The sequence below is a fragment of the Kribbella sp. NPDC050470 genome (genome assembly GCF_044458365.1).
GTDB lineage: Bacteria > Actinomycetota > Actinomycetes > Propionibacteriales > Kribbellaceae > Kribbella.
On sequence record NZ_JBITHV010000014.1, the window covers coordinates 123,217 to 147,344 of the forward strand.

Sequence of the window (24,128 nt, forward strand, 5' to 3'; positions counted from 1 at the left end):
GGTGGTGTCAGGCCGCGTGGTGGCCGTGGTGGGTGAGGATGCGGGCCCGGCGGATGCTGTGCACGGTGCCTGCGGCCGTTGCGGGCTTGTGATTGAAGGGCTCGGCCGCGCCACCGAGGGCGAGCAGGTCGAGCTTTGTCCGGGCCTGGTCACGGTCGTCAGTCACCCAGGAGCCGTTCGGACCGGTGGTGAGACCGGTCGAGTGACGCCTGTTGCTGAGCTCCAGAGCCGCGATCACGGCCAGCGCGAGTACTGCGAGAAGAATGATTCCGGTCATGGCATAGATTTTGCTACCTACTAGATTCTGCCACCACTGGCACTATTGACATAGTTCCACAAATTCCTGCCATACTGGCGGCATGCTCCAGAAGATCGCTGTCGTCCTCATGGAGGACGTCGCCATGTTCGAGTTCGGCGTGGTGTCCGAGGTGTTCGGGATCGACCGGACCGACGACGGTGTGCCCGCATTCGACTTCAAGGTGTGCTCGACCCGGCCGGGCGAGCCCCTGCGCAGCAGCAGCCACTCCGCGGTGATCGCGCCGTACGGGCTGGAGGAGCTCGAGGACGCCGACCTGGTCGCGCTCCCGGCGACGACCTGGCGGGAGGCGTACGACGAGCGGATCCTGGACGCGCTGCGCCGGGCCGAGGCCCGCGGGGCGATCCTGCTGACGGTCTGCTCGGGCGCCTTCGTGCTCGGCAAGGCCGGGCTGCTGGACGGCCGGCCGTGCACCACGCACTGGCGCTACGAGAAGCTCTTCCAGGAGACGTTCCCGCTGGCCAAGCTGGACGCCGACGTGCTGTTCGTTGACGACGGCAACATCATCACCAGCGCCGGCACCGCGGCCGGGATCGACGCCTGCCTGCACCTGGTCCGGCGTGAGCTCGGCAGCGCGGTCGCCACCCGGATCGCGCGCCGGATGGTCGTCCCGCCGCAGCGCGACGGCGGTCAGCGGCAGTACGTCGAAGTACCCGTGCCGGAGTCGTCGGGCGAGAGCCTGCAGCCGGTGCTCGACTGGATGGTCGACAACCTCACGATCGAGCACACCGTGCCGGCGCTGGCCCGGCGGGCGCAGATGTCGGAGCGCACGTTCGCGCGGCGGTTCGTCGCGGAGACCGGGACGACACCGCTGAAGTGGGTCACCACCCAGCGCGTGCTGCGGGCACGCACGCTGCTCGAGCAGACCCGGATGGGCATCGAGCAGATCGCCGCCGAGTCAGGCTTCGGCACGGCCGCCCTCCTGCGGCACCACTTCCGCAGGGTCGTAGGCGTGCCACCCCAGGACTACCGCCGAACCTTCCGCACCGCCAGCTGACGGTCTTCGGCTACGCTGCGCATACCGGCTGATCGCATTGAGTGAGGCCGCTCTGCCCTGCGCGGGCAGCGTGAGACCGCCCACAGAATTTGCGGTGCCCCCACCTGGGCCTTCTAGGATCCTTCGAGTGTCACAGGGGGGTAACGGCCGAACAGATCGGCGAGCCGAGAGAAGTTGGAGCGACTGTGGCAACGCCGGACCCGTCCCGGGCCAGCACCTCCCGACGTCTGAGCTGGGACGTCGTCCGTGTCCTCGCCGTCCTCGCAGTGGTCTTCACCCACACGACGTACCAAGGCCCGGTGCTGCACCCCGAGCTCGGTGCGCCGCTGGGCAAGTACCCGTTCCAGGTCGGTGCCAGCGTCCTGCTGGTGATCAGCGCGTACTTCGTCTGTGTGACGATCCGGAAGGGTCCGACGGCGCGGTGGTTGTGGCGCCGGGTCTGCCGGGTGCTGCCGCCGTACCTGGCCGCCGTGATGGTCACCTACACGGCATTGATCCTGCTCGGGCCTGACAACTGGAAGCTGCCCACGCCGCACGACCTGTGGGGCAACCTGACGCTCGTCGCCTCGTTCGACCCGTCGGTGCACCTCATCGACGGCTCCTACTGGACGCTGCCGCTGCAGCTGATGGCGTTCGCCGCCGCTGCACTGCTCTGGCCGCGCGGCATGGGGTCGGCCGGGCGCATCACCGGACTGCTCTGGGTGATGATCCTGGCGCCGGTGATCCTGGACTGGAACGACCGGATCGTGCACAGCCCGTTCTGGGTCCAGCAGGCCTGGAACGGACTCGGGCTGCATCGGCTGCAGCTGTTCGCGATCGGTATCGCGATCTGGCTCTGGGCCCAGCGCCGGATCAACGTGATGCACCTGGGCGCGCTGCTCGTCGCGACCGTCTTCGCTCAGCACGCGCACACGGCCGACCTGCCGTCGTCGCTCGGCATCGGCGTCCTGCTGGTGGTCGTGGCGATGGCCGCGCGGGGCCCGGACTGGCGGGTCTTCGCTCCGATCCGGCGGCCGATCCAATTCCTGGCGCGGATCTCGTTCGCGATCTACCTCCTCAACCAGGAGCTCGGGTACCTGATCGCCTACCACCTGATGTCGATCGGCGCGGGACGCCTGGCGCAGATCGCCGGCGCGGTTGCCGGGGTGATCGCGCTGGCTTGGCTGTTGACGACGTACGTCGAACGACCCGTGTACCGCGCACTGGCCAACACCCCGATCCGGCCGCCACTGCGCCGCCTGGGGTTCCGCGCGCTGGTCTGGCTGACTACTTGACGCCGGATACCCGGAGCGTGATACTCGATTTCGAGTAATCGAGCTCGAGGGGGCGTGATGGCGCGACGGAAGGTCGGCAACCCGCTCGCGTTCGCCATCCTCGGCAGCCTGGCCGAGCGCCCGATGCACCCGTACGAGATCTCGACGATCCTGCGGGCCCGAGGCAAGGACCAGAGCATCAAGCTCAACTACGGCTCGCTGTACTCCGTCGTCACGGCCCTGGAGAAGAACGGCTTCGTCGAAGCCCGGGAGACGATCCGCGAGGGCAACCGGCCGGAGCGCACCGTCTACCAGATCACCGAGGCCGGCCAGGAGGAGTTCCGCGACTGGCTGACCGAGTTGCTCGGCACGCCGAGTCGCGAGTTCCACCCGCTCGAGGCCGGCCTCGCGTACCTGCCCGGCCTGCCACCCGGCCGGGTCGCCGAGCTCCTGGAGCAGCGGGCGAAGGCGATCGACGCGGAGATCGAGCAGGTCGTCGCCGCCCACGAACAGATGGCGTCGATGGAGTTCCCGCGCTTGTTCTGGGTCGAGTCGGAGTTCCGGCTGGCGCTGCTCAGGGCCGAGTCGGCGTACGTTCACGAGCTCACAGAGGCGATCCGGAGCGACACCCTCGACGGGTCGGCGTTCTGGCACAAGGCCTGGAAACTGTTCGAAGAGGAGGGCATCAGCCCGGTCGACCAACTGAAGGACCCCGTCAAGTACTTCGGCGCCGACTTCGCCTGGCTGCAGGCGATGCCGCCGGAGGCCAAGTAGCAAGCAGGACGGCCCCCGACCGAGGTGCGGCAACACCACAGGTCGAGGGCCGCAGTTCCTCGAGCCGGTCCGAAGACCTGGTCCCAAGGCGCACTCATCAGGATAGCCAGCAGCGGACCGGCTCCCCTCACCACAAGGGAGTCACCACCTCATGGCTACGCATGCCCTGGAAGCGATCGACCTGGTCAAGACGTACCCGGCCGGGCGCAAGAACCCACCGTTGCGCGCGCTCGACGGTCTCACCTTCAGCGTTCCGGAAGGCGTCGTACTGGGCCTGCTCGGCCCGAACGGCGCCGGCAAGTCCACCACGGTCAAGATCCTCACCACCCTGTCCCGCGCCGACTCCGGCGCGGCCCGCGTGACCGGGTACGACGTCGACGCCGAGCAGGACCAAGTACGGCGGGCGATCGGCTACGTACCGCAGAAGTCCAGCTCCGACCCACAGGCCACCGGGGTCGAGAACCTCGTCCTGGGCGGCCGGATCTACGGCCTGACCCGTGCGGAGGCGGTGCGCCGAGCAACGGAACTGCTGGCGCGGTTCGGCCTGACCGAGGCGGGTGGCCGCCAGGTCAGGACGTACTCCGGCGGCATGCAGCGCAAGCTCGACGTCGCCCTCGGGTTGGTCCACCGGCCGCAGGTGCTGTTCCTGGACGAACCGACGACAGGTCTCGATCCTGAAGCGCGGGCCGACCTGTGGGACGAGGTCGGTCGCCTGTCGGACCAGGAAGGGCTGACCGTGCTGCTCACCACGCACTACCTCGAGGAGGCGGACCGGCTGGCCGACCAGCTCGCCATCGTCGACCACGGCAAGATCGTTGCCTCCGGCACCCCGGAGGCGTTGAAGGCCGAGCTCCGGGGCGACTCCGTCAACGTCGAGCTGCTGGCTCCGGACAGCTCGCTGAGCGTGCGGGCGCTGCTCGGGGAGTTGCCGGGGGTCGGAGAGATTGTTGTCGAGGGCAACACGTTGCGGCTCCGGGTCGACCACGGCGCGACCGCCGTTCCCGCCGTCCTGGGAACCCTTGAGGACAAGGCGATTCCGGTGACCGCGGTGACGGTGTCGCGGCCGTCGCTGGACGACGTCTATCTGCGCTACACCGGGCGGTCGTTCCGCTCCGGCGAGGGCGAGGCGGCGTGATGAGCACCGTCGAGTTTCTCGGGCACACCCGGTTCATCACTGGTCGCTGGCTGCGGGCGCAGTACCGGCAACCGGCGCTGATCGCGTTCACGTTGATCCAGCCGGCGATCTGGTTGCTGCTGTTCGGGCAGTTGTTCCAGGGGGTCGTGAACCTCCCCGGCTTCGGCGACTCGTCGTACATCGCCTTCCTCACGCCGGGAATCGTGATGATGACCGCGTTGATGAACAGCGGCTGGAACGGTACGACGTTCATTGCGGACATGGAACGCGGGGTGATGGACCGGCTACTCGCGTCGCCGGTCAGCCGCGGCGGCCTGATGGCCGGGCAGCTCGTCAGCAACGCGACCACGACATTCCTCCAGACCGTGCTGGTGTTCGCGATCGGCCTGGCAGCCGGCGCCCGGTACGACGGCAGTGCCGCCGGCTACGCGGTCACGGCCGGCGCCGCGATCCTCGTCGGCACCGCCTTCGGCTCGCTGTCCAATGCCGTCGCCTTGCTGACCCGTCAGCAGGAGGCGCTGATCGCCATCTTCCAGTTCGTCTCGCTCCCCCTGACCTTCATATCCTCGATCATGATCGACCCCGACGTCGCTCCGCACTGGCTCAACGTCGCCGCCCGCTACAACCCCGTCGACTGGGCGGCCACCGCAGCCCGCGAAGCCCTCTCCGCCACCCCGGACTGGCCCTCGGTCGCCCGCCACCTGACCTACCTACTCGCCTTCACCCTCCTGGTCGCCTGGCTCTCCACCCGAGCCTTCCGCACGTACCAACGGTCGGTCTGAGACCTTGCATTCCATAGCTTGCTATGTAAAACTCATAGCAAGCTATGGAATTGAGGTGAGGTCGTCATGACTGTCATCACCGCCCGCCGGACCGGCGGGGGTAAGAAGGTTCGCGATCGGCAGCGGCTGGCTCATCTGGTCGCCGGGATCGCGGTGGTCGCCTACGTCTACGCACCGGGCGCGCCCGCGCTCGAAGCCGCGGTTCGCTGGGTGATCCTGCCACTCCTGGCTGCGTCCGGCGTGCTGATGTGGCAGTGGCCGAAGGTGCGGCGGCTGGCTCGCAAGCTGAGGACTCGGGCGTGACGGACGGGCTGTTTCGCGGGGAGTCGCTTGGTTACCAGGTCAACCACCTTGCTCGGTTGCTTGCGCAGACGCTGGCGGCTCGGATCGCGCAGTACGGCGTTGTGCCGGGGCAGTTCGCGCAGTTGCTCGTACTGTTCGAGGAGGACGGGCTGACGCAACGCGAGCTGTGTGACCGGGTGCGGATCGAGCAGGCCACGATGGCGAAGACCTTGCAGCGCATGCAGCGCGACGGTCTGGTTCGGTGCGATCCCGACCCGGCCGACAAGCGCCGGATCCGGGTCTACCTGACCGATCACGCGCGGGAACTCCAGCCTGACCTCGTCGCCGCGGCACAGTCGGTGAACGCCTTGGCCGTCGAGGGGCTGACCGAGGCCGAGGCCGCCGGCTACCTGGAGGTCACCGCCCGGCTGATCGGCAACCTGGAGTCAGCGCGCTAGGGCTTCGGCGTACCAGGGTTTGATGGTGTTGTCGATGATGGTGAGGCGTTCGTCGAAGGGGATGAAGGCGGACTTCATCGCGTTGATGGCGAACCAGCGGAAGTCGGCGAGGTCGTAGTCGAAGGCTTCGGCGAGCAGGGTGAGCTCGCGGCTCATCGACGTACCGCTCATCAGGCGGTTGTCGGTGTTGACGGTGACCCGGAAGCGGAGCTTGGCGAGCAGGCCGATCGGGTGGTCGGCGATCGACTCGGCGGCGCCGGTCTGCAGGTTGGAGCTCGGGCACATCTCCAGCGGGATCCGCCGGTCCCGGACGTACGCCGCGAGCCGCCCGAGCTCGGCCTTGTCGCCGGCCGGGTCGTAGTCGATGTCGTCGATGATCCGGACGCCGTGCCCGAGCCGGTCCGCGCCGCACCACTGGATCGCCTGCCAGATCGACGGCAGCCCGAACGCCTCGCCGGCGTGGATGGTGAAGTGCGCGTTCTCCCGCTGCAGATACTCGAACGCGTCCAGGTGCCGGGTGGGCGGGTAGCCGGCCTCCGCGCCGGCGATGTCGAACCCGACCACCCCGGCGTCGCGGTACGCGACCGCCAGCTCGGCGATCTCCATCGACCGCGCCTTGTGCCGCATCGCGGTCAGCAACTGCCGGGCGACGATCGGACGCTCCGCGGTCGCCATGCCGTGCTCGAACCCCTCGCGGACGGCGTCCACGACCTGCTCGAGCGTCAACCCACGGGTCAAGTGCTGCTCGGGCGCGTACCGGACCTCGGCGTACACCACGCCGTCCGCGGCCAGATCCTGCACGCACTCACTGGCCACCCGCTTGATCGCCTCAGCGTTCTGCATCACCGCGACGGTGTGGTCGAACGTCTCCAGGTACCGCTCCAGCGACCCCGAGTCCGCCGACTCGACGAACCACGCGCCCAGCTCCTCGGCGTCGTTCCGCGGCACCTGGTGCCCGATCTCCCGAGCCAGCTCCAGCACCGTCCCCGGCCGCAGCCCGCCGTCCAGATGGTCGTGCAACAGAACCTTCGGCGCCGCGTTCAACTGCTCGGGGGTGATCATGGCGCCATCCTGCCAGCCGCCCCGGATCCGGCAAATGTTCAAGAATTCCGTCGGCGCCGCGTGTCATGGTGAGGAAATGGTGAGTCGGCTGCGTGGTCGCCCCGAATGGCAGTTCTTCGCCGTTCTGCCCCGGGCAGATCCGGTGCTGGCCACACTCTGGTGGGTCCTGCTGCTGGTGCGCGGCGCGCTGCCGGCGCTGTTCGCGATCTCGATGGGCCGGCTGATCGGCGCGGTCCAGAACGGGTCCGAGCTGGCCGGGCCGCTGAGCCTGATGGGGGTCACGTTCGTGCTACTGCAGGTGCTGGCCCCTGTGCATCAGGCAGTCAGCGCCAATCTCGGCAGCCGCGTGGCCGCCTGGCTGAACGACGTACTCACCAGGACCTGTGTGGAGCCGCCGGGGATCGGTCACCTCGAGGATCCGGAGCTCAGTGAGGACCTGACCGTGGCCCGCGAGTTCGACCGCGGCCAGACCGGCCCGCCGATGTACCTGAACGTCGACTTCGTCGCGGGCAGCCTCGTCGAGCTCGTCGGCGGCATCGCGTCCGCGGTGGTGCTGTTCGGATTCAGCTGGTGGGCGCCGCTGGTGCTCGTCGTCGCCTGGACGGCGACGCACTGGCTGCTCCGGGAGAGCGGTGTCTGGAAGGACCGGAACACGGCCGAGGTCCGGTCGGCGCAGCGGCACGCGGACTACGCCTACCAGCTCGCGGTCGAGCCGGAAGCCGCGAAGGAGCTGCGACTGTTCGGTCTGGCCGGCTGGACCGTGCAGCGGTTCACCGATCGGCGCCGGCGGCTGTTCGAGCTGCAGTACGCCGCCACGCGGCTGCGCGAGCGTCCGATGGTCTGGAGCCTGGTGATCGTGGTCGTGGCCAACGGTCTGGTCTTCTGGGCGCTCGGAGCGGCTGCGATCGACGGTCGGCTGGAGCTCGATCGGCTGGTGACGTTCGCCCAGGTCGCGGTCGGGGTCAGCATGATCGCGTTCGGCGGGCTGAACTGGGCGCTCGACGGTGCGTCGGCGCCGGTGGCCGCCGTACATCGGCTGAAGCCCGCGATGGAGCCGGCCGGCGCCTTGACGTCCGGCCGGCGGATGCCGCGTCCGCGCGGCGCTGTCGCGATCGAGATCCGGGATCTGCGGTTCCGGTATCCACAGGCGGCGGAGCCGGTGTTCGACGGCCTCGACCTGACCATTCCGGCCGGCTCGTCGCTGGCCGTCGTCGGTCAGAACGGCGCCGGCAAGACGACGCTGGCCAAGCTGCTGTGCCGGTTGTACGACGCCGACGCCGGATCGATCCGAGTCGACGGGACCGACCTGCACGACCTCGACGTGGACGCATGGCGGACCCGGGTCGCTGCCGTCTTCCAGGACTTCCTGCGACTCGAGCTTCCGTTGCGGGAGAACGTGGCCCCGGCCGGTGCCCCGGACGCGGACATCCTCGCCGCGCTCGCGGACGCCGGCGCCAACAACCTGGCGAGCCTCGACACCCGCTTGGCGACCGGGTACGGCGACGGCACCGACCTGTCCGGTGGTCAATGGCAACGGGTCGCGCTGGCGCGGGCGTTGTGCGCCGTACGGCAGGGTGCCGGGCTGGTGCTGCTCGACGAGCCGACGGCGCAGCTGGACGTCCGTGGTGAGGCGGCGATCTTCGACCGGATCCTGACCGCGACCCGCGATGTCACCACGATCCTGATCTCGCATCGCTTCTCCACGGTCCGGCACGCCGACCGGATCTGTGTGCTCGAGCACGGCCGGGTCGTCGAGCTCGGCAGCCACGACGAGCTGATGGCGCTCGGCGGGCGGTACCGGACGATGTTCGACCTGCAGGCCGAGCGGTTCGCGGAGGTCGACGAGGAAGGAGTCAGCTATGACACGCTCTGACGTCGACGACCTGCCCAGGGCGTTGCCGGCGATGTGGCGGCTGTGCAAGCTCGGTTATCAGCACGAGCCGCGACTGCTGGTCTTCGCCTTCGCGATGACGCTGCTGGCCGCGCTGCCGGACGCGCTGCTCGCGTTGTGGCTCAAGGTCCTTGCCGACGGCGTGCTGGAGAACGACGGGCGCGCCGTACTGCTCGCTGCGGGCGGCCTCGCGCTGTCTGTCACAGCGACCTGGTTCCTGCGCACGGTGTCGACCCGGATCACCCGGCGGTTCCGGGATCGCGTGACGATCATGCTCGAGGCGCACGTCGCCCAGCTGCAGGCGTCGGTCGCGACCATCGAGCACCAGGAACGACGCGACTTCCTGGACCGGTTGTCCGTGCTGCGCAAGCAGGTGTTCGTGCTCGACCACATGTACATGTCGCTGTTCTCGACCTGCGGCTGGCTGCTGCGGCTCGGGGTGACTGTCGCGCTGCTGATGTCGATCGATCCGGCGCTGATCCTGCTACTGGTGTTCGCCCTTCCGACCGTCGTCAGCTCCAGCTGGCGCCCGGGCGTCGAGCGTGCTGTCGAGGAGCAGTACGCCGCCCACAGCCGGCTGGCCGACCATCTCTTCCGGACCGCCACCACCGCCGCGCCCGGCAAGGAGGTCCGCGTTGTCGGCATCGGCCAGGATCTCGTGGTGAACCGCCGCCGCGAGTGGGAGAAGTGGTACGGCGCCATCGCAAGCGCCCGGTGGACGAGCGCGGGGTGGCATGCGGTTGCTTGGGCGATCTTCGGCGCGGCGTACGTCGGCGCCGTACTGTTCGTCGTCTCCGGGCCGAACGGCTCGGTCGGCAACGTCCTGCTGATCCTGGCCGCGGGTGCGCGGCTGTCGGCGTACATCGGAGCGACTGTCGGCGAGATCGGGTTCCTGCGGGGGATCTGGCTGGACGGGTCGCGGCGGTTGGTCTGGCTGGAGAACTACGCGGCGTCGTTCGACGACTCCGCGGATCTGCCGGCGCCGGAGCGCCTCACCGACGGCATCCGGCTGGAGCACGTCTCCTTCACCTATGCCGGAGCGTCCCGGCCGGCGCTGGAGGATGTCGAGCTGCATCTGCCGGCCGGGCGAGTGGTCGCGGTCGTCGGCGAGAACGGCGCCGGCAAGTCGACGCTGGTGAAGCTGATCTGCAAGCTCTACGAGCCGACCGGCGGACGGATCCTGGTCGATGGGCAGCCACTGGACCGGATCCCGGCCGAGGCGTGGCGGCTCGCGACCGCCGGCGCGTTCCAGGACTTCTTCCGGTTCGAGTTCCGGGCCGGCCACAGCGTCGGGCTCGGGGACCTGCCACGACTGGACGACGAGCCGGCCGTCACCACGGCGGTCGGACGGGCCGGCGCGGAGGACGTCGTCGAGCGGCTCGAGGCCGGGTTGGACACCCAGCTCGGCGCCACCTGGCCGAGCGGGGCGGAGATCAGCTTCGGGCAGTGGCAGAAGCTGGCGCTGGCCCGCGGCTTCATGCGGAACCGGCCGTTGCTGCTGGTCCTCGACGAGCCGACCGCCGCGCTGGACGCCGAGACCGAGCACGCCCTGTTCGAGCGGTACGCGGTCGCGGCCCGGGACAGCGCGGACGGGCGGATCACGATCCTGGTCTCACACCGGTTCTCGACGGTCCGGATGGCCGATCTGATCGTGGTGCTGGACGGCTCCCGGGTGGTGGAGACCGGGACGCACGACGAGCTGATGGCGAGCGACGGTCACTACGCCGAGCTCTACCGGATCCAGGCCGCCGCGTATCACTGAGCGTGGATCTTGAAGACCGGGACGCCCGGGGCGATGTGGCGGAGCACCTCGTCCGGCGAGTTCTTGTCGACGTCACCGCTGAAGAAGGTGCCGACCTCCCAGGCCCACTTCTTCAGGTACAGGCGCAGCATCGGCGTCTTGTCGGCGTCGGCGATCTCCTCGGCCCGGAAGGCCTGGATCTTCCGGCCGAGCTGGAGCCGGCCCTCGGGGTTCACCCGCAGGTTGCGCACCCACTGGGTGTGACCGCGCGGGGCGACCAGGTACTGCTGGCCGTCGACGACCAGCAAGTTCACCGGCGTGCTCCGCCAGTCGCCGGTCTTCCGGCCGCGGACCGAGAGTACCCGGCTGCCCATCAGGCTCAGGCCGAGCTTGGTCAGGCGGGCGACGATCCGGTTGAAGACCCGCATGCTGCCCTCGGCGGCGGTGATCACGCGCTTGCTGTCGTAGGTCTGGTTGTACTGCCGCATCGTCGTACCTCTTCTGGTTGCGAGAGCGGTGCTCTCTGTTGTGATCAGTGAACACGAAAGCAGTGCTCACTGTCAAGAGCAGTGCTCTCGGTTTTATGGCAGACTGCTGCCATGAACGCCGGACGCACCGCACGCGAGAGAGCCAGGGCCGAGCTGACCGAGGAGATCAAGACGATCGCCCGCCGGCAGCTGGCGACCGACGGCGCCGCCGACCTGTCGCTGCGCGCCATCTCGCGTGAGCTCGGCATGGTGTCGTCCGCGATCTACCGCTACTTCCCGAGCCGGGACGACCTGCTGACCGCGCTGATCATCGACGCGTACGACGCCCTCGGCGAGGCAGCCGAGGCCGCCGTCGAACCGGACTACGACCGGCCGCTCGACGCCTGGCTCGCGGTCTGCGCAGCGGTCCGGGACTGGGCGCGGGCCAACCCGCACGAGTACGCGCTGATCTACGGGTCGCCGATCAGCGGGTATCAGGCGCCGCAGGCGACGGTGCAGCCGGCCAGCCGGGTCCCGATCCTCCTGCTCGGCCTGCTCGACCGCGCCCAGGCCGACGGGCAGCTCGTCGTACCAGGGGATGCTCCGGAGCCGGGCGGCGTACTGGCGGAGCAGGTGCAGGTGCTAGTGGCGTTGGCGCCTCGGGTTCCGCCGCCGGTGCTGGTGCGGACGGTGATCGTGTGGACGCAGCTGTTCGGGATGATCAGCTTCGAGCTGTTCGGTCAACTGGTCGGGTCGATGGATCCGGCGGACGCGTTCTTCGACTCGACGACGCGGCAGATGGCCGCCTTCGTTGGCCTCAGCTGAAGGCCTTCGGAAGCGGCAGGTGTACGGCGGCCGACACCCGGCGGACGTAGGTCTCGCGGGGGATGGAGACGGCGCCGAGAGTCGCCAGGTGGTCGGTGACCCACTGGATGTCGAGCACCCGCTGGTCGGCGTACTCGTCGTCGAGCAGCTCGATCAGGCCGGCCACAGCCGCCTTCGAGCCGTCGGTCTTGTGGTGGAACATCGACTCGCCGGCGAACAGTCCGCCGATCGCGACGCCGTACAGGCCGCCGGCCAGCTGGTCGCCGTCCCACGCCTCGACCGAGTGCACCCAGCCGAGGCGGTGCAGCTCTGTGTACGACGCGATGATCCCGCGGTCGATCCAGGACCCGGGCCGGCGCGGGTCGGCGCACGCGCGGATGACCTGGTCGAAGGCGGTGTTCACCCGGATCTCGAACTTGTTCCGCGCCCGCCGTACCGACCGTGACGGCCGGTAACCCGCGACCTCGATCACCCCGCGGTCGACCGGCGACCACCACAGCAGCGAGCCCCGGTGGTCCGGCATCGGGAACAGCCCCCGCCGGTACGCCGCCAGCACGGTCCCCGGCTGCAGATCCGCCCCACCGGCGACGATGTCACTCGCCCCGGCAACCGCCACCGGCGGAAAGTCCCACACAGAAGCAGCAGGCTCGACAGGCACACCCCAATCCTGGACCACCCGCGGACCCGCCGCGGGGTCGGGGGACACCGGGGGTTTCTCCCGAGTGGCGGGAGTCGTGGGGGCACGTAGAGTTGAAGCACGCCCAGGACTCGGACGCGGGGAGGGCGGGAAGGAGCACCGTGGCCGGAGTAGCCAGGTTCGTCGCCAGCAGTCTCGCGCCCGCCGCGCAGCGATTCGCACCTCAGGCAGCGGCGGGTGTGCTGCGCCAGATCCTCGAGGTCGCGATCGACGGGTACCAACGGTTCCCGGGCGCCGAGGCGATCGCCGACGCGAAACTGTCCAGGACCGGCGGTGACGCGCAGCTGGCGATCGACGCGGTGATCGACCAGCACATCCGGCTGGCCGGGTTCCAGGGGTTCGTCACCAGTATCGGCGGGCTCGTCACGCTCCCGGTCGCGCTGCCCGCCAACCTGACCGGCCTGGCGATCGTGCAGGCCCGGATGGTGGCCGCGATCGCGCACCTGCGCGGGTACGACCTGGACGATCCGCGGGTTCGTACGGCGGTGATCACGTGCATGCTCGGCGAGGACGGCGTACTGGACCGGCTGAAGAAGTCGAGCCTGCCGACGTCCCCGCTGGCGATCGCGACCGCGCCGGTGTTCGATCCGGAGCTGGACCGCCAGGTCGCGGGTGAGGTGGTCGCCGAGCTGATCGCCCGGATCAGCGGCAAGCGGATGGCGCTCACCGTGACCCGCCGGATCCCGCTGCTCGGTGGTGCGGTCGGGGCCGGTGTGGACGGCTTCGCGACGTGGCGAATCGCCGAGTACGCCGACAAGAGTCTGGTCCGCCGCATCCGCCGCCCGATCGAGCCCTGACACCGCCTGGTTCAGGAGTGGTCCGAGAGGGCGGCGATGAGTCGGCGCTCCTGCTCGTCGGACCAGGTGGTGCGGAGGACCTGCGGTGACAGGGGTTTGAGCTGGTCGATCGCTTTGTCGCCGTCGACCACGTTCCGGACGACCAGGAGTAGGGCCGCGCGGCCGGGCTCGAGGGTCTGCCGGAGGCCGCGGACGAACTGTGCGTTGAGGATGCCTGCCGACACTGTGCCGCCGACTGCACCCGCTGCGGCGCCCACCGCGGCCGAGAGCAGTGGGACGAGCAGCATCAGACCGATCAGCCCACCGCCGGCCGCGCCGGCGACGGCTCCGGTGGCGGTCAGCCGGAGCGGCTGGACGAGCTCGACCTCGCCGTCCTCGTGGCGGCAGGCGACCGCGAGGCCGCTGAGCTCGAGGGCCTCGGTCGCCTCCAGCTCGGTGAGCCGCTGCCGGGCCTCCTCGGCGAGGTCACGGCTCGGGAATCCGAGGACGATCAGGTCGGTCATGGTTCCTCTCCCTCCGGTTGTCGAGCGGTCACCGCGGCCTGGACGCGGTAGTCGTTGATCGGGCGGTAGCGGTCGTAGAGCATCGTCAGGATGCTGAACAGGAAGATGAAGAACAGCGTGGTGACCAGCGGCAGGCCCTCGTCGTCCCGGCCCAGCACCAGGTCGCCGATCGTGACCAGTACGACGTTCGTCGCGAACACGACCGCGAACGACATCGTCGCGGACTCCCACGACCGGCCCCGCCGGGCCGACCACAGCCCGAGCGCGGAGTTGATCACCGCGAAGATCGCGATGCTGATGAAGATCTCCATGCTGCTCGCCTGCACGGCCGGCAGCACGTTGCCGAAGATCACACTGATCAGCCCGATCAGGAAGATCTTCTCCACGGCCTCCCAGTCGAAGACCTTGCGGTGCGCGGCCTGGAACGCGGCACGCTCGCTGGCCTCGTCGATCGCGGTCGGCAGCGGGTCGGCCTCGAGCTTCCAGGTCCAGTCGGGCTGCGGCAACCGCGGGCGGACGACCAGGAGCAGCACCGCGACCAGCCCGAGTACGGCGACCAGCAGCAACGGACCGAACCAGCTCGTGTCCGCGATCAGGTCGGTGACGTCCAGTTGCGCGATGTGGATCCAGTACTCCTGCGGCAGCTTGACGAACACCCAGATGCCGCCGGCGACCAGCGCCCAGAACCGGAACCCGAACTTCGCCGGATTCCACCGGGACCGGATCGCCTCGTAGGCGATGAAGAAGTACTCGAAGGTGTTAGGGAACAGCAGCAGCAGGGCCCGCAGGCCGGTCAGCTCGAACGCGACCACGCCGACCTGCCGGAAGAAGAACAGGAACCGGCTGATGCCGACCGCCGCCTGACTGGTCCAGTTCCGCAGGCTCGCCAGGTACGCCACCGACAGGTAGAAGACGTCCATCGCCTTGTCGTAGCTCTGGTAGAACGGCGGGTCGTACCCGAACGCCTGGAAGATCGTCTGGTCGACCCCGTCGAGCACCAGGCACCCCACGATGGCGGGCAACGGATACCGCGGAATCAACAACGGCAACCCGAACCGCGCCAGCACCACCGCCCAAAAAACCACGTCAGCGCCCATAGAACCCCCGCCCATCTCCCCGACCGTAGCCCACACCCGCACCCCAGGTCTGTGGATAACTTCAGGTCGGTTACGGCTCTCGCCGATAGACTCGAAGCGGAAGGACAGCAGGCGAGGGGTGGGGGTCAGCCAGCCAGGGCTTGGACGGCTCGGCTGGGGGACGGCTTGCCTAGTTGGGCGGACATCCAGGTGCTGGTGGCGACCAGCTTTTGCAGGTCTACGCCGGTGTGGATGCCCAGGCCGTCCAGTTGCCAGAGGAGGTCTTCGGTGGCGAGGTTGCCGGTGGCGCTTTCGGCGTACGGGCAGCCGCCGAGGCCGCCGGCGGAGCTGTCGACGGTGGTGACGCCTTCGCGGAGGGCGGTGAGGGTGTTGGCGAGCGCCTGGCCGTAGGTGTCGTGGAAGTGGACGGCGAGCTTGTCCACGCCGACGCCGGCCGCAGCGAAGGCCGCGAGCAGCGCGCTCACCTGGCCGGGAGTCGCGACCCCGATCGTGTCGCCGAGGGAGAGCTCGTGGCAGCCGAGGTCGATCAGCCGCGCGCCGACCTTCACCACCTGGTCGATCGGTACGTCGCCCTCCCACGGGTCGCCGTAACACATCGACACGTACCCGCGCACCGAGAGCCCTTCGGCCAGCGCCCGCTGCACCGTCGGCGTGAACATCGCGAGCTGCTCGTCCAGCGTCGAGTTCAGGTTCTTCGCGGCGAACGTCTCGGTCGCACTCGCGAAGATCGCGATCTCCCGGACGCCCGCGGCCAGCGCGCGGTCGAGGCCGCGTTCGTTCGGCACCAGGACCGGCGCCCGTACGGCGTCCGGCAGGTCCAACGACTCCAGGAGCTCGGCGGCGTCGGCGAGCTGCGGGACCCACTTCGGGTGCACGAAGCTGGTCGTCTCGACCGTGGTCAGGCCGGCGTCGACCAGCCGGCGGATGAACTCGGCCTTGACCGCGACGTCGACGATCGCCGACTCGTTCTGCAGTCCGTCCCGCGGGCCGACCTCGTAGATCGTCACCCGGTCGGGCAGTCCGTCCGCTCGCACCAGTTGCGGCTTCCGCATGTGTGTCGCCTCCGTCGCGTCCATGGATCGAGCTTGGGGAGGGGTCTCCTCCACAATGGCTCGTGATGACAACTCTGGCTGACATTCTGCGCGGCATCGAACGCGGCGTCTTCCCCACCCCGGACCTCGGCATCACCGTCGTACCGGCGCCCTCGCCGCGCGAAGCCGCCGTGGTCGCCTTCACCGGGCACATCGTGATCGCCGCGGACGTCGACCCGGCCTGGGTGGCCGAGCGGATCTCGCCGGGCGATCTGTCGGCGCCGACCAACCCGCCGTTCCTGTCCGCACTCGAGCACGCGACCGGCCGCCGGGTCAACGCGATCGACGGGATGCTGCTGGCGCCGGCGCTGACCGACGCCACCGACCGCTCCGCGGCCGTCGAGGGTCTGACGGAGCTCACCGACCACGCCCACCCGCGCGTCGAGCGGGCTTGGCGGTATCGGGACGACGTCCGGGTGTACGGCGACGCGTACGGCGGACTGGTGCTGACGGGCCGCGGTCTGGCGGGTCGGATCGAGTGTGCGATCGAAGTCCCCGAAGGTGATCGGGGGAAGGGGCACGGGCGTCGGCTGGCGCGGGCCGCCCGGGCGCTGATCCCAGTGGACGCGCACATCTGGGCCCAGGTGACCCCGGGCAACGCGGCTTCTCTCCGCACCTTCCTCGCGGCCGGTTACAAGCCCGTCGGCTCCGAAGCTCTGCTGGTCCGCTGAAAGCTCGTTGCTTCCGGCATCTAGTTCGCCGGTGGCTGCGGGAACAACTTCCACAGTTGTGGAAAACCTGGGGATAGTTGCCTCTAGCCCCGAACTCGGCGGTGGTAGGTGTGCGGTTCGCCGGCGTAGTGGTTGCCGCGGTAGAGGCCGTGGATGATCTCGGCCTCGTAGCCGTCGAGCTGCGGCATGCCGAGCCGGCGGGCGATCTCGAGCTCGCCGCGGGCGTCGTACGGGACCCGGACGAACTGGATCGAGAACGGGGCCGGATCGCGGGTGTCCGGGACGCCTTCGAGGATGACGTACACCGGGGTCGGGTCGTTCAGGCTGTTGCCGACCGAGCCGATGTTGAACAGGGTGCGGCCGAGGTCGACCTCGTAGAACGGATCGTGGGTGTCGGCGTACCCGACGACGGTCGGGATCGGGCCGTCGCCGGTGGCCTCGGTGTTCTCGAACATGCCGAGGTACTCCGCTTCGTCGTGGTCGAACCGCACCCGCCGGTGCACGCTCGTCGACGACGCGTGGAACAGCCGGATCTGCCGCCCGCTGAACAGGAAGTCGTGGCAGAACGGGAGCCCGCGCAACCACGCCAACTGGTCCTCGCGGAGCTCCTTCTTCCACCAGCGCAGGGCGTCGCTGTCGTGCTCGCGGTCCGGGTCCGGCAGGAAGTCGTCCCAGTTGCCGAGGATGTTCACCTCGCACACCTGCCGGCACAGGTCGACCGCCGCCTGGCCGCGCGGCCCCTTCCCGACGTAGTCGCCCAGGTTGAAGATCCGCTCGATCCCCCGCCCCGCGATATCCGCCAGCACCGCCTCCAGCGCGGTCAGATTCCCGTGCACGTCCGAGATCAACGCAATCCGTTCCAACCCCATACCCGCCATGCTTTCATCTCCCACCGACAACAGGTTTCCCACCACCCGCTGGTGGTTCCGGCGAACCCGGGAAGGGTGAGGTGGGGACGGGACGGGCTGGGGCCGGGACCGGGTGGGACCGGGACCGGGTGGGACCGGGACCGGGTGGGGGTTCGGTTAGCGGCTGCCGGTTGGGCCGGTGGGTTCGGGGGTGCGTTGATGGGCGGTGGTGGATTTGGGGGTGGACTGGCGTGGGCGGCGGCGGGCTATCGGGCCGACGGATGCGGTTGGGGTCACGGAGCCGCCTCCTGACTCGCCGGCTGAATGGGCCGCGGCGCCGGCGACCCCGCCGGCGACCTTGCGTGCGCCGTTGACGGCAGCTCCGGCGGCAACCAGTCCGGCGCTGGCCGCGGCACCAACACCGACGGCACCCGACGCTCCACCACCCGAGCCACCGCCCGAACCACCACCGGAGCCGCCAGAACCGCCGGAGCCGCGGCCCATGAAGGACCGGCCGACGTTGATGGCGCCGGTGGCCGCGCCACCCGGGTCTGCAACCGAGCTGCCCATGCCAGCGCTGCCGCCGGCGACCGCAGCCGTCACGGGGACCATGAACCGGAGCAGGGCGGGCAACGCGAAGATGGCCAGGAACAACATCATCAGACCGGTCGTGGTCTGCACGAAGCTGTTGGCGGACTGGCCCACACCGAGCTCGTTCATCTTCATCGCGGCCGCGTAGATCAGGGCAGCAGCCGGCTTGTACGCGATGAAGGCCAAGGCCCAGCCGCAGTACTTCTTGAACCAGGTCCGGCCCAGCTCCGTGTTCGTCGCCGCAGCGGCCAGCGGGAACGTCCCGGCCAGCAGGATCAGCATCGCCGAACGGATGACCATCAGCACGACCTGAATCAACGCAGCCATGATCACGGCCACGCCGGCGAACATCATGATGAGGCTCGCGGCGTGGTCGCCGCTCATCATTCCAAGGCTTCCCTGCATCACCAGCGCGCCGAGAGCGCTCGACAGAGTGGACTCGTCCGGATGCGCCGACCGGATGATGGCGAGGGACACTTCGTCCGACCACTCGACGAGCAGCTGCATGGTCGCCGTACCCGCGGCACTCACCGCGACGAAGGTCAGCATCGCCTTCAGCAGGTCCTGGAGCGGTTGGGCGCGCTGTTCCCAGGCGAGCCGCATGCCGGCGATCAGTACGGCGACGGTGAAGACGGCCGCCGAGATCCACAGGACGTTGCCCTGCAGGAAGTCGACCATCGCACTGTTCTGCGGCGACCCGTCACCGGCGCCGACCACCAGCGTCGGGCTGGGCTCCTTGATCCAGAACGTCGCGATGGCGTGGATCCCCTCCATCGCGGCGTCGCCGATGCTCTCGCTCACCTGTTTGAGGGCGTTGTTGGTCGCAGCCTCGAAGCCGCCGGTGACGTGGCAGGTGACGTCCGTGGGTCCGCACATCAGACACCGGTCCAGGCGACGAAATCGGAGAGGTTCTGGTGCTGGGCGAACGGGATGCCTACGGGATCGCCGGGTGGGGGTGGTTGGAGGCGCCAGTCGTCGTCGTGCCAGACGAGGGTGAGAGTGATGCTCATGTACGCCGACTCGACGGGGAGCGCGAGCATGATCGTGGCGCGGTCCTGGTCGGCGTCGAGGACCCGGTAGCCGGCTGGTTGGCTGACGTTCGGATTGGCGGGCGGCCGCTCGGTGCTGAGCTCGCGGATCAGCGCTTGGGTGTTGGGGCCGGGGAGCATGAGTTTGCGGACGGTGGGGATGGATTGGCGCTGGTCGGCGAGGGCGGCGACGACGTTGTAGGCGGCGAAGACGGCGCCGGTCGGGGAATGGGCGAAGCACCGGCGGAAGCCGTCGGGGTCGGTCTTGGCCGGACCGGCCGCAGTCGACCGAGGTACGACGACGCGGCGGCTGACATCCCACCCGTCGACGGCCGGCGGTTTGAGGGGAATGGCCTGGTCGCCGGCGGGCAGCGCGCAGCCGGAGCCGGGATGCGCCGGCGCCGGAGTGCTAGCGCCAGGCTGGGCCGGAGTGCTGGCGCCAGGCTGGGCCGGAGTCTCGGTGCCGGGTTGGGTCGAGCTGTCGGCGGTGGATGCGGCCGGGGTGGACTGGACCGGATTGCTTGCGGTCGCGGGGTTCGCCGTACTGCGGGGGCCCGAGATCAGGAGGAGGGCGCCGCAGAGGAGGACTGCGGCGACGACGATGCAGGCGGCGATGAAGCCGCGGCCGTAGGGTGATTTCTCGTTCATCGCACTCCCCGATCCGGTGGTGAGAACCTCGCGGACCAAGGCTGGCAAAAATCGGCCGACCGCCGCGGAAGTTATCCACAGGCACCGGGGTTACGCTCCGTATCCTTACGGTTGTGGGTCGATCTGTAGCCGAAGGGTCACCCCGTGTAGCGAAGTGACCTAGTCAGCTAATAGAGTCCGCGCATGACCATCGCGCCTTCGCTTTGCTCGCCCCTAGCGCTCGCCGATGCAGAACCCACTCGTGCCGTCGAACCCTGGGAAAGCGACGTGATCACCGCGTACGGCCTGCTGCGTGAAGCAGCGGCCGAGCTCGATCACCTGATGCGCCATTCCCTCAAGCGCAGTGGTCTGCAAATGGCAATGTTCGAACTGTTGCTGCGGCTCGCCCGCAGCCACGGTGAGAAGCAGCGTCTCACGTCCCTCGCCCGGGAGCTGACCGTCACCACCGGCGGCATCACCCGGCTGGTCGACCGCGCCGAGAACCTCGGTCTGGTACGCCGGGAGCCCTGTCCCGACGATGCCCGCGGTTCGTTCGCGGTCCTCACCGAGGAGGGGAAGCGGCGGCTGCGCGAAGCACTGCCGGACCACCTCCTGGAGATCGACAGCCTGTGGATGTCGCAGCTGTCCGACGAGCGGGAGGTCGTGCTCGGCAAGCTTCGCCGGGTCCGCGACAACGCTCGCCGCTGGCCGAACGGACGGCCGAACCTGGGGCCGATCACTCCCGACCGGATCCGCACAACCGACAACTGAACACCTTGCATTACCCGCGACTAACGGATGGGGCGCTCGACTGGTGTCGAGCGCCCCGCCGCGTAATCGTTGAGAGGTGAACCAAGGCGACCAGGGGACCACGCACAGCCGAACCGAAGCTCGCGGGTACGACGCTGTCGGACAGCCCTACGGCGTTGACCCCGGCAAGCGCGCGGGCGGGGACAGCAGCCGGGGCGGGAGCTGGTGGCGGGGCGCGGTCGGCGGAGTGCTTGCCGCCCTGGCCGGCTTGGCGGCAGGGAGCGTGGTCGCCGGGTTGCTCGGCACTCAGCTGACGCCGGTAGTGGCGATCGGGTCCGCGTTCATCGACCGAGTGCCGCCGTGGCTGAAGGACCTCGCGATCGCGTGGTTCGGGACCAACGACAAGACCGCGCTCCAAGTCGGCATCCTGATCGTCCTGCTGGTCCTCGCCGCACTGGGAGGCGTCCTCGCAGTACGGCGCTACTGGGTCGGCGCGACCGTGGTCGTCGTACTGGTCGGACTGGCTGTGATCGCGGCCGCGACCAGGCCGGACAGCGGGCAGACCGGATTCGTGCCGTCCGTGGTCGCCGGTGTCACCGCCTTGTTCGTCCTCAGACTGTTCTCCCGGCGACTTGAGCCACTGCTCGATGCACCCGACGACAGCGTCAGCCGCCGCGGCTTCCTGCAGCTGTCGGCCGGCGTGGCGATCGGCTCAGCTGCAATCGCTGCGCTCGGACGAGTCCTCGGCGGCAACCGCGCCGCCGTCGCCGAAGCCCGCGAGGGCCTCAACCTGCCGAAGCCACCCACTGTGGACGCTCCCGCCGGTGTCCAGGCCGACGGCGCGACGTCCTGGGTGACCTCGAACGCGGATTTCTACCGCATCGACACCGCCCTCTCGGTGCCGCAGATCCTGCCGGCGGACTGGAAGCTGCGCATCCACGGCATGGTCGATCGCGAGCTGAACCTGACGTTCGACGACCTGCTGAAGCGCGAGGTCGTGCACAAGTGGGTCACCCTCACGTGCGTCAGCAACGAGGTCGGCGGCGACCTGATCGGCAATGCGCTGTGGTCCGGCGTACTCCTCAAGGACCTGCTGCAGGAGGCGGGGCCGGCCAAAGACGCGGACGCGATCCAGTCGACGTCGAAGGACGGGTTCACCGCCGGTACGCCGCTCAGCACCCTGCTCGACGACCGGCAGTCGATGCTCGCGTTCGCGATGAACGGTGAGCCGTTGCCGGTGGAGCACGGGTTCCCGGTGCGGATCGTCGTACCCGGGTTGTACGGGTATGTGTCGGCGACCAAGTGGCTGACGGATATCGAGGTGACCCGGTTCGACCGGTTCGAGGCGTACTGGACGCCGCGCGGGTGGTCGGAGCTCGGGCCGATCAAGTTGTCGTCGCGGATCGACGTGCCGCGGTCGAAGGCGGAACCGGGTCAGGTCACCGTGGCCGGGGTGGCGTGGGACCAGCACGTCGGGGTGTCGAAGGTCGAGGTCCGCGTCGATGGGGGCCCTTGGCAACAAGCGACGCTGGCGGCGGACGCGTCGATCGACACCTGGCGGCAGTGGCACTGGACCTGGGACGCGCCGCGCGGCAACCACGTCCTGCAGGTACGGGCGTTCGACGCCAAGGGCAACCCGCAGATCGAGGCGTCCGCACCGCCGGCGCCGAACGGCTCGACCGGCCTGCACACCGTGGACGTGAAGGTCGGCTAACGCGTCACGGCCTCGAGGACCATCGGCAGGAACGTGTGCTCCAGCGACCCGGCCGGAACCTTGCGAGGCTCCAGCAGGCTCTCTGACCGGGCACCCTCGTGCAGCGCCATCACCATCCGGACGAACTGCTCCGCCGGCACGCTGAACTCCAGCCCGTTGGTCTCGGCGATCTCCTCGACCAGCTGAGTCAGCCGCGACCGGAACATCTCCCGCTGCTCGTTCAGCGCCCGCGCGGCCTCCGGGCTGCGCAGCGCGTGCAACGTGAACTCCGTGGAGATGAGGTGCCACCGCCGCTGGTCCGGCGCGGCCTCGTCGAGCAGCCCGAGCACGGCGTCCACCCTGGCCGCCCGCCACCAACGCGTCTGGCCCGCCAAGAAGCTCCAGCCCGAGCTAGCGCTCTAGGCGTTGATGAAGGCCGCGGTTTCGGTGAGGAGGTGGTTGGTGGCGCGTTGGTCGAAGAAGGTGATGAGGGCTTCGTAGGCGCCGGACTCGGCGGCGGAGGGGTCGACGATGTAGCCGTAGTAGCCGTCCGTGTAGCCGACAACCCGCGTGATCGGGTGGGTGCTGTCGGCCTGCAGGCAGGCGCCGTGCAGGGCGAACAGTTCGACCGGCAGGTTGACCCAGCACACCTCGCCCAACGTCACCACGCTGATCGGCAGCTCCAGCGACTCTGGCAACGATGCCGCAGCCATCAGCGCTTGGCCGCGTGCGCCATCCAGCCGCGTCTGCGCGATCCGCATCGACGGATGGTCGGCGCCACCGCGGACCGCACTCTCGGCCGCCGCGACGGTGACTGCCGCCTCCTCGGCCGGCGGCACGTGCCGGACCGGCAGGTCGATCGTCGTACGGCGGATGGCCGGCGCCGACTGCGGTAGCTCCAGCCCAGGGCCGGCCAGCGCCTCACGGACGCGTGCAGCGAGCAGACCGCCCAACCGCGCGACCTCCTCGGCGCCGCGACCCCGCCGCGTGAACCGTGGACTGACATCGCCCGCAGCCCCCTGCAGATAGCCGACTACCGCAGGAGCAAGCGCTGCCCGGGCAGCTCCCGGCCAATCGGCGGACCACTGCAGGTTCTCTGGGCCGTACGTGGTCGGGTGGCAGGCGAAGTCGAGCAGCAACGCCTCCAGCGATCCCTCCAGCGAGTGCAGAGCCAGCACTCCCGCGGTGTTGTCGTGCGGGCCGTTCTTGCGGTGCCGGTTCGCCCCGACGCCGATCACCTCGACCGAACGCCACGACGCGGTGACCGGCTGGCGGGGCAGCGATGCATTGGCGACTGCTGCGACCAGCGGCTGGTACAGAGCGGGCTCGCGCTCGGCCGGTATGACCGGGTGGATCTCACCGGTCCAGCCCGACGGTCCGGAATGCGTGTGCGACGCGGACACCACGACGCGCGTGGCCGGGATGCCGGCCGCGGACGCGGCCGCGGCGGACAGCTCGGCGACGAGGTCCCTGGCGACGGCGATGGCGTCGAGACTCAGCCAGAGCACGCCGGGGTCGTCCGCCGTACTGAGCCAGATCAGGGTGGCACGCAGCGGGTCCGCGGTGCCGGTCGCGGTGGCAGTGCGGGCCGCGTATCCGTCCAGGCGGTGGCCGGGCGGTGGCGTGACGTCCAGAGAGGTCGCGGCCAGGAGGAGTCTGCTCACTTACTTACACGCTCCAACGGTCGTGCCGGTGAAAACTTTCCGGTCCAGTCAAGATAGCTCGCAAGGGCCGACGGAATCGAGGGGCGTC

At 69.4% G+C, this 24,128-nt stretch carries 26 protein-coding genes; 14 read left to right on the forward strand and 12 right to left on the reverse strand.

Going from position 1 to position 24,128, the window contains the following annotated elements:
* Nucleotides 1–7 precede the first annotated feature (7 nt).
* Entirely contained in the window at nt 8–277 is a 270-nt protein-coding gene (locus ACIBGM_RS37765; RefSeq protein ID WP_396388265.1) for a hypothetical protein, read from the reverse strand.
* Between the two features lie 82 nt (nt 278–359).
* On the opposite strand from ACIBGM_RS37765, the gene ACIBGM_RS37770 reads away from it, so the two are divergent.
* The 7 genes from ACIBGM_RS37770 to ACIBGM_RS37800 all read left to right on the forward strand — a co-directional run bounded on the left by ACIBGM_RS37770 (nt 360) and on the right by ACIBGM_RS37800 (nt 5,997).
* Nucleotides 360–1,313 carry a GlxA family transcriptional regulator gene (locus ACIBGM_RS37770; RefSeq protein ID WP_396388266.1) on the forward strand — a complete coding sequence of 318 codons (954 nt, stop codon included), beginning with the start codon at nt 360–362 and terminating at the stop codon, nt 1,311–1,313.
* A gap of 185 nt (nt 1,314–1,498) precedes the next feature.
* Nucleotides 1,499–2,587 (forward strand): acyltransferase, encoded by a 1,089-nt coding sequence (locus tag ACIBGM_RS37775; RefSeq protein WP_360522817.1) that lies wholly within the window; start codon nt 1,499–1,501, stop codon nt 2,585–2,587.
* A gap of 57 nt (nt 2,588–2,644) precedes the next feature.
* Nucleotides 2,645–3,340, forward strand: coding sequence for a PadR family transcriptional regulator (locus ACIBGM_RS37780; protein WP_360522820.1), 696 nt, complete (start codon nt 2,645–2,647; stop codon nt 3,338–3,340).
* Between the two features lie 151 nt (nt 3,341–3,491).
* Nucleotides 3,492–4,475, forward strand: a complete 984-nt coding sequence (locus tag ACIBGM_RS37785) for an ATP-binding cassette domain-containing protein (protein WP_396388267.1) — start codon at nt 3,492–3,494, stop codon at nt 4,473–4,475.
* A complete protein-coding gene (locus ACIBGM_RS37790) occupies nt 4,475–5,257 on the forward strand; it encodes an ABC transporter permease (protein ID WP_396388268.1) in 783 nt (260 codons plus the stop codon). Before ACIBGM_RS37785 ends, ACIBGM_RS37790 begins: the two co-directional genes overlap by 1 nt.
* A gap of 66 nt (nt 5,258–5,323) precedes the next feature.
* Nucleotides 5,324–5,560, forward strand: coding sequence for a hypothetical protein (locus ACIBGM_RS37795; protein WP_396388269.1), 237 nt, complete (start codon nt 5,324–5,326; stop codon nt 5,558–5,560).
* The gene (locus ACIBGM_RS37800) at nt 5,557–5,997 is read left to right on the forward strand and encodes a MarR family winged helix-turn-helix transcriptional regulator (RefSeq protein ID WP_396388270.1); all 441 of its coding nucleotides are present in this window, start codon (nt 5,557–5,559) and stop codon (nt 5,995–5,997) included. Before ACIBGM_RS37795 ends, ACIBGM_RS37800 begins: the two co-directional genes overlap by 4 nt.
* Here ACIBGM_RS37800 and ACIBGM_RS37805 read toward each other — a convergent pair.
* A complete protein-coding gene (locus tag ACIBGM_RS37805; RefSeq protein ID WP_396388271.1) occupies nt 5,986–7,059 on the reverse strand; it encodes an adenosine deaminase in 1,074 nt (357 codons plus the stop codon). The two genes, ACIBGM_RS37800 and ACIBGM_RS37805, sit on opposite strands and share 12 nt — an antisense overlap.
* A gap of 76 nt (nt 7,060–7,135) precedes the next feature.
* Here ACIBGM_RS37805 and ACIBGM_RS37810 point away from each other — a divergent pair, with 76 nt between their 5' ends.
* Together ACIBGM_RS37810 and ACIBGM_RS37815 are read left to right on the forward strand one after the other, a co-directional pair.
* Nucleotides 7,136–8,932, forward strand: a complete 1,797-nt coding sequence (locus ACIBGM_RS37810; RefSeq protein ID WP_396388272.1) for an ABC transporter ATP-binding protein — start codon at nt 7,136–7,138, stop codon at nt 8,930–8,932.
* Nucleotides 8,919–10,712 carry an ABC transporter ATP-binding protein gene (locus tag ACIBGM_RS37815; protein ID WP_396388273.1) on the forward strand — a complete coding sequence of 598 codons (1,794 nt, stop codon included), beginning with the start codon at nt 8,919–8,921 and terminating at the stop codon, nt 10,710–10,712. The genes ACIBGM_RS37810 and ACIBGM_RS37815 overlap by 14 nt, the downstream gene beginning before the upstream one ends.
* On the opposite strand, the gene ACIBGM_RS37820 is transcribed toward ACIBGM_RS37815, so the two are convergent.
* Entirely contained in the window at nt 10,706–11,179 is a 474-nt protein-coding gene (locus tag ACIBGM_RS37820) for a nitroreductase family deazaflavin-dependent oxidoreductase (protein ID WP_396388274.1), read from the reverse strand. The two genes, ACIBGM_RS37815 and ACIBGM_RS37820, sit on opposite strands and share 7 nt — an antisense overlap.
* 111 nt (nt 11,180–11,290) lie before the next feature.
* Here ACIBGM_RS37820 and ACIBGM_RS37825 point away from each other — a divergent pair, with 111 nt between their 5' ends.
* Nucleotides 11,291–11,983, forward strand: coding sequence for a TetR/AcrR family transcriptional regulator (locus tag ACIBGM_RS37825; protein ID WP_396388275.1), 693 nt, complete (start codon nt 11,291–11,293; stop codon nt 11,981–11,983).
* On the opposite strand, the gene aat is transcribed toward ACIBGM_RS37825, so the two are convergent.
* Nucleotides 11,976–12,641, reverse strand: a complete 666-nt coding sequence (gene aat / locus ACIBGM_RS37830; protein ID WP_396388276.1) for a leucyl/phenylalanyl-tRNA--protein transferase — start codon at nt 12,639–12,641, stop codon at nt 11,976–11,978. The genes ACIBGM_RS37825 and aat overlap by 8 nt on opposite strands.
* Before the next feature lie 140 nt (nt 12,642–12,781).
* Between aat and ACIBGM_RS37835 the strand changes: the two genes are divergently transcribed.
* The gene (locus ACIBGM_RS37835; RefSeq protein ID WP_360522853.1) at nt 12,782–13,477 is read left to right on the forward strand and encodes an EcsC family protein; all 696 of its coding nucleotides are present in this window, start codon (nt 12,782–12,784) and stop codon (nt 13,475–13,477) included.
* An 11-nt stretch (nt 13,478–13,488) separates the two neighbouring features.
* On the opposite strand, the gene ACIBGM_RS37840 is transcribed toward ACIBGM_RS37835, so the two are convergent.
* The 3 genes from ACIBGM_RS37840 to ACIBGM_RS37850 all read right to left on the reverse strand — a co-directional run bounded on the left by ACIBGM_RS37840 (nt 13,489) and on the right by ACIBGM_RS37850 (nt 16,153).
* Nucleotides 13,489–13,980 (reverse strand): DUF1269 domain-containing protein, encoded by a 492-nt coding sequence (locus tag ACIBGM_RS37840; protein ID WP_360522856.1) that lies wholly within the window; start codon nt 13,978–13,980, stop codon nt 13,489–13,491.
* Nucleotides 13,977–15,065, reverse strand: coding sequence for a hypothetical protein (locus tag ACIBGM_RS37845; protein WP_396388277.1), 1,089 nt, complete (start codon nt 15,063–15,065; stop codon nt 13,977–13,979). Before ACIBGM_RS37845 ends, ACIBGM_RS37840 begins: the two co-directional genes overlap by 4 nt.
* 137 nt (nt 15,066–15,202) lie before the next feature.
* Entirely contained in the window at nt 15,203–16,153 is a 951-nt protein-coding gene (locus ACIBGM_RS37850; RefSeq protein ID WP_396388278.1) for a hydroxymethylglutaryl-CoA lyase, read from the reverse strand.
* Nucleotides 16,154–16,194: 41 nt separating this feature from the next.
* On the opposite strand from ACIBGM_RS37850, the gene ACIBGM_RS37855 reads away from it, so the two are divergent.
* Nucleotides 16,195–16,839, forward strand: a complete 645-nt coding sequence (locus ACIBGM_RS37855; protein WP_396388279.1) for a GNAT family N-acetyltransferase — start codon at nt 16,195–16,197, stop codon at nt 16,837–16,839.
* A gap of 83 nt (nt 16,840–16,922) precedes the next feature.
* Here the strand turns inward: ACIBGM_RS37855 and ACIBGM_RS37860 are convergent, their stop codons facing one another.
* The 3 genes from ACIBGM_RS37860 to ACIBGM_RS37870 form a co-directional block, all read right to left on the reverse strand.
* Nucleotides 16,923–17,708, reverse strand: a complete 786-nt coding sequence (locus ACIBGM_RS37860) for a metallophosphoesterase family protein (RefSeq protein ID WP_360522868.1) — start codon at nt 17,706–17,708, stop codon at nt 16,923–16,925.
* Between the two features lie 156 nt (nt 17,709–17,864).
* A complete protein-coding gene (locus ACIBGM_RS37865) occupies nt 17,865–19,154 on the reverse strand; it encodes a hypothetical protein (protein ID WP_396388280.1) in 1,290 nt (429 codons plus the stop codon).
* A complete protein-coding gene (locus ACIBGM_RS37870; protein ID WP_396388281.1) occupies nt 19,154–19,954 on the reverse strand; it encodes a hypothetical protein in 801 nt (266 codons plus the stop codon). The genes ACIBGM_RS37865 and ACIBGM_RS37870 overlap by 1 nt, the downstream gene beginning before the upstream one ends.
* 183 nt (nt 19,955–20,137) lie before the next feature.
* On the opposite strand from ACIBGM_RS37870, the gene ACIBGM_RS37875 reads away from it, so the two are divergent.
* On the forward strand, nt 20,138–20,704 hold the full coding sequence (locus tag ACIBGM_RS37875) for a MarR family transcriptional regulator (RefSeq protein WP_360522877.1): 567 nt from the start codon (nt 20,138–20,140) through the stop codon (nt 20,702–20,704).
* Nucleotides 20,705–20,780: 76 nt separating this feature from the next.
* Complete coding sequence (locus ACIBGM_RS37880) at nt 20,781–22,397, forward strand: molybdopterin-dependent oxidoreductase (RefSeq protein WP_396388282.1); 1,617 nt, start codon at nt 20,781–20,783, stop codon at nt 22,395–22,397.
* Here ACIBGM_RS37880 and ACIBGM_RS37885 read toward each other — a convergent pair.
* Together ACIBGM_RS37885 and ACIBGM_RS37890 are read right to left on the reverse strand one after the other, a co-directional pair.
* On the reverse strand, nt 22,394–22,726 hold the full coding sequence (locus ACIBGM_RS37885) for a TetR family transcriptional regulator C-terminal domain-containing protein (RefSeq protein WP_396388283.1): 333 nt from the start codon (nt 22,724–22,726) through the stop codon (nt 22,394–22,396). The two genes, ACIBGM_RS37880 and ACIBGM_RS37885, sit on opposite strands and share 4 nt — an antisense overlap.
* 69 nt (nt 22,727–22,795) lie before the next feature.
* Nucleotides 22,796–24,040, reverse strand: a complete 1,245-nt coding sequence (locus ACIBGM_RS37890; protein WP_396388284.1) for a hypothetical protein — start codon at nt 24,038–24,040, stop codon at nt 22,796–22,798.
* Nucleotides 24,041–24,128 lie beyond the last annotated feature (88 nt).

Excerpts from the sequence above, each read along its gene's own strand:
- ACIBGM_RS37765 (WP_396388265.1), bottom strand. The coding sequence starts at position 277 with ATGACCGGAATCATTCTTCTCGCAGTACTCGCGCTGGCCGTGATCGCG.
- ACIBGM_RS37770 (WP_396388266.1), top strand. The coding sequence starts at position 360 with ATGCTCCAGAAGATCGCTGTCGTCCTCATGGAGGACGTCGCCATGTTC.
- ACIBGM_RS37780 (WP_360522820.1), top strand. The coding sequence starts at position 2,645 with ATGGCGCGACGGAAGGTCGGCAACCCGCTCGCGTTCGCCATCCTCGGC.
- ACIBGM_RS37785 (WP_396388267.1), top strand. The coding sequence starts at position 3,492 with ATGGCTACGCATGCCCTGGAAGCGATCGACCTGGTCAAGACGTACCCG.
- ACIBGM_RS37790 (WP_396388268.1), top strand. The coding sequence starts at position 4,475 with ATGAGCACCGTCGAGTTTCTCGGGCACACCCGGTTCATCACTGGTCGC.
- ACIBGM_RS37795 (WP_396388269.1), top strand. The coding sequence starts at position 5,324 with ATGACTGTCATCACCGCCCGCCGGACCGGCGGGGGTAAGAAGGTTCGC.
- ACIBGM_RS37805 (WP_396388271.1), bottom strand. The coding sequence starts at position 7,059 with ATGATCACCCCCGAGCAGTTGAACGCGGCGCCGAAGGTTCTGTTGCAC.
- ACIBGM_RS37810 (WP_396388272.1), top strand. The coding sequence starts at position 7,136 with ATGGTGAGTCGGCTGCGTGGTCGCCCCGAATGGCAGTTCTTCGCCGTT.
- ACIBGM_RS37815 (WP_396388273.1), top strand. The coding sequence starts at position 8,919 with ATGACACGCTCTGACGTCGACGACCTGCCCAGGGCGTTGCCGGCGATG.
- ACIBGM_RS37820 (WP_396388274.1), bottom strand. The coding sequence starts at position 11,179 with ATGCGGCAGTACAACCAGACCTACGACAGCAAGCGCGTGATCACCGCC.
- ACIBGM_RS37825 (WP_396388275.1), top strand. The coding sequence starts at position 11,291 with ATGAACGCCGGACGCACCGCACGCGAGAGAGCCAGGGCCGAGCTGACC.
- ACIBGM_RS37840 (WP_360522856.1), bottom strand. The coding sequence starts at position 13,980 with ATGACCGACCTGATCGTCCTCGGATTCCCGAGCCGTGACCTCGCCGAG.
- ACIBGM_RS37850 (WP_396388278.1), bottom strand. The coding sequence starts at position 16,153 with ATGGACGCGACGGAGGCGACACACATGCGGAAGCCGCAACTGGTGCGA.
- ACIBGM_RS37855 (WP_396388279.1), top strand. The coding sequence starts at position 16,195 with ATGACAACTCTGGCTGACATTCTGCGCGGCATCGAACGCGGCGTCTTC.
- ACIBGM_RS37860 (WP_360522868.1), bottom strand. The coding sequence starts at position 17,708 with ATGGGGTTGGAACGGATTGCGTTGATCTCGGACGTGCACGGGAATCTG.
- ACIBGM_RS37865 (WP_396388280.1), bottom strand. The coding sequence starts at position 19,154 with ATGTGCGGACCCACGGACGTCACCTGCCACGTCACCGGCGGCTTCGAG.
- ACIBGM_RS37870 (WP_396388281.1), bottom strand. The coding sequence starts at position 19,954 with ATGAACGAGAAATCACCCTACGGCCGCGGCTTCATCGCCGCCTGCATC.
- ACIBGM_RS37875 (WP_360522877.1), top strand. The coding sequence starts at position 20,138 with ATGACCATCGCGCCTTCGCTTTGCTCGCCCCTAGCGCTCGCCGATGCA.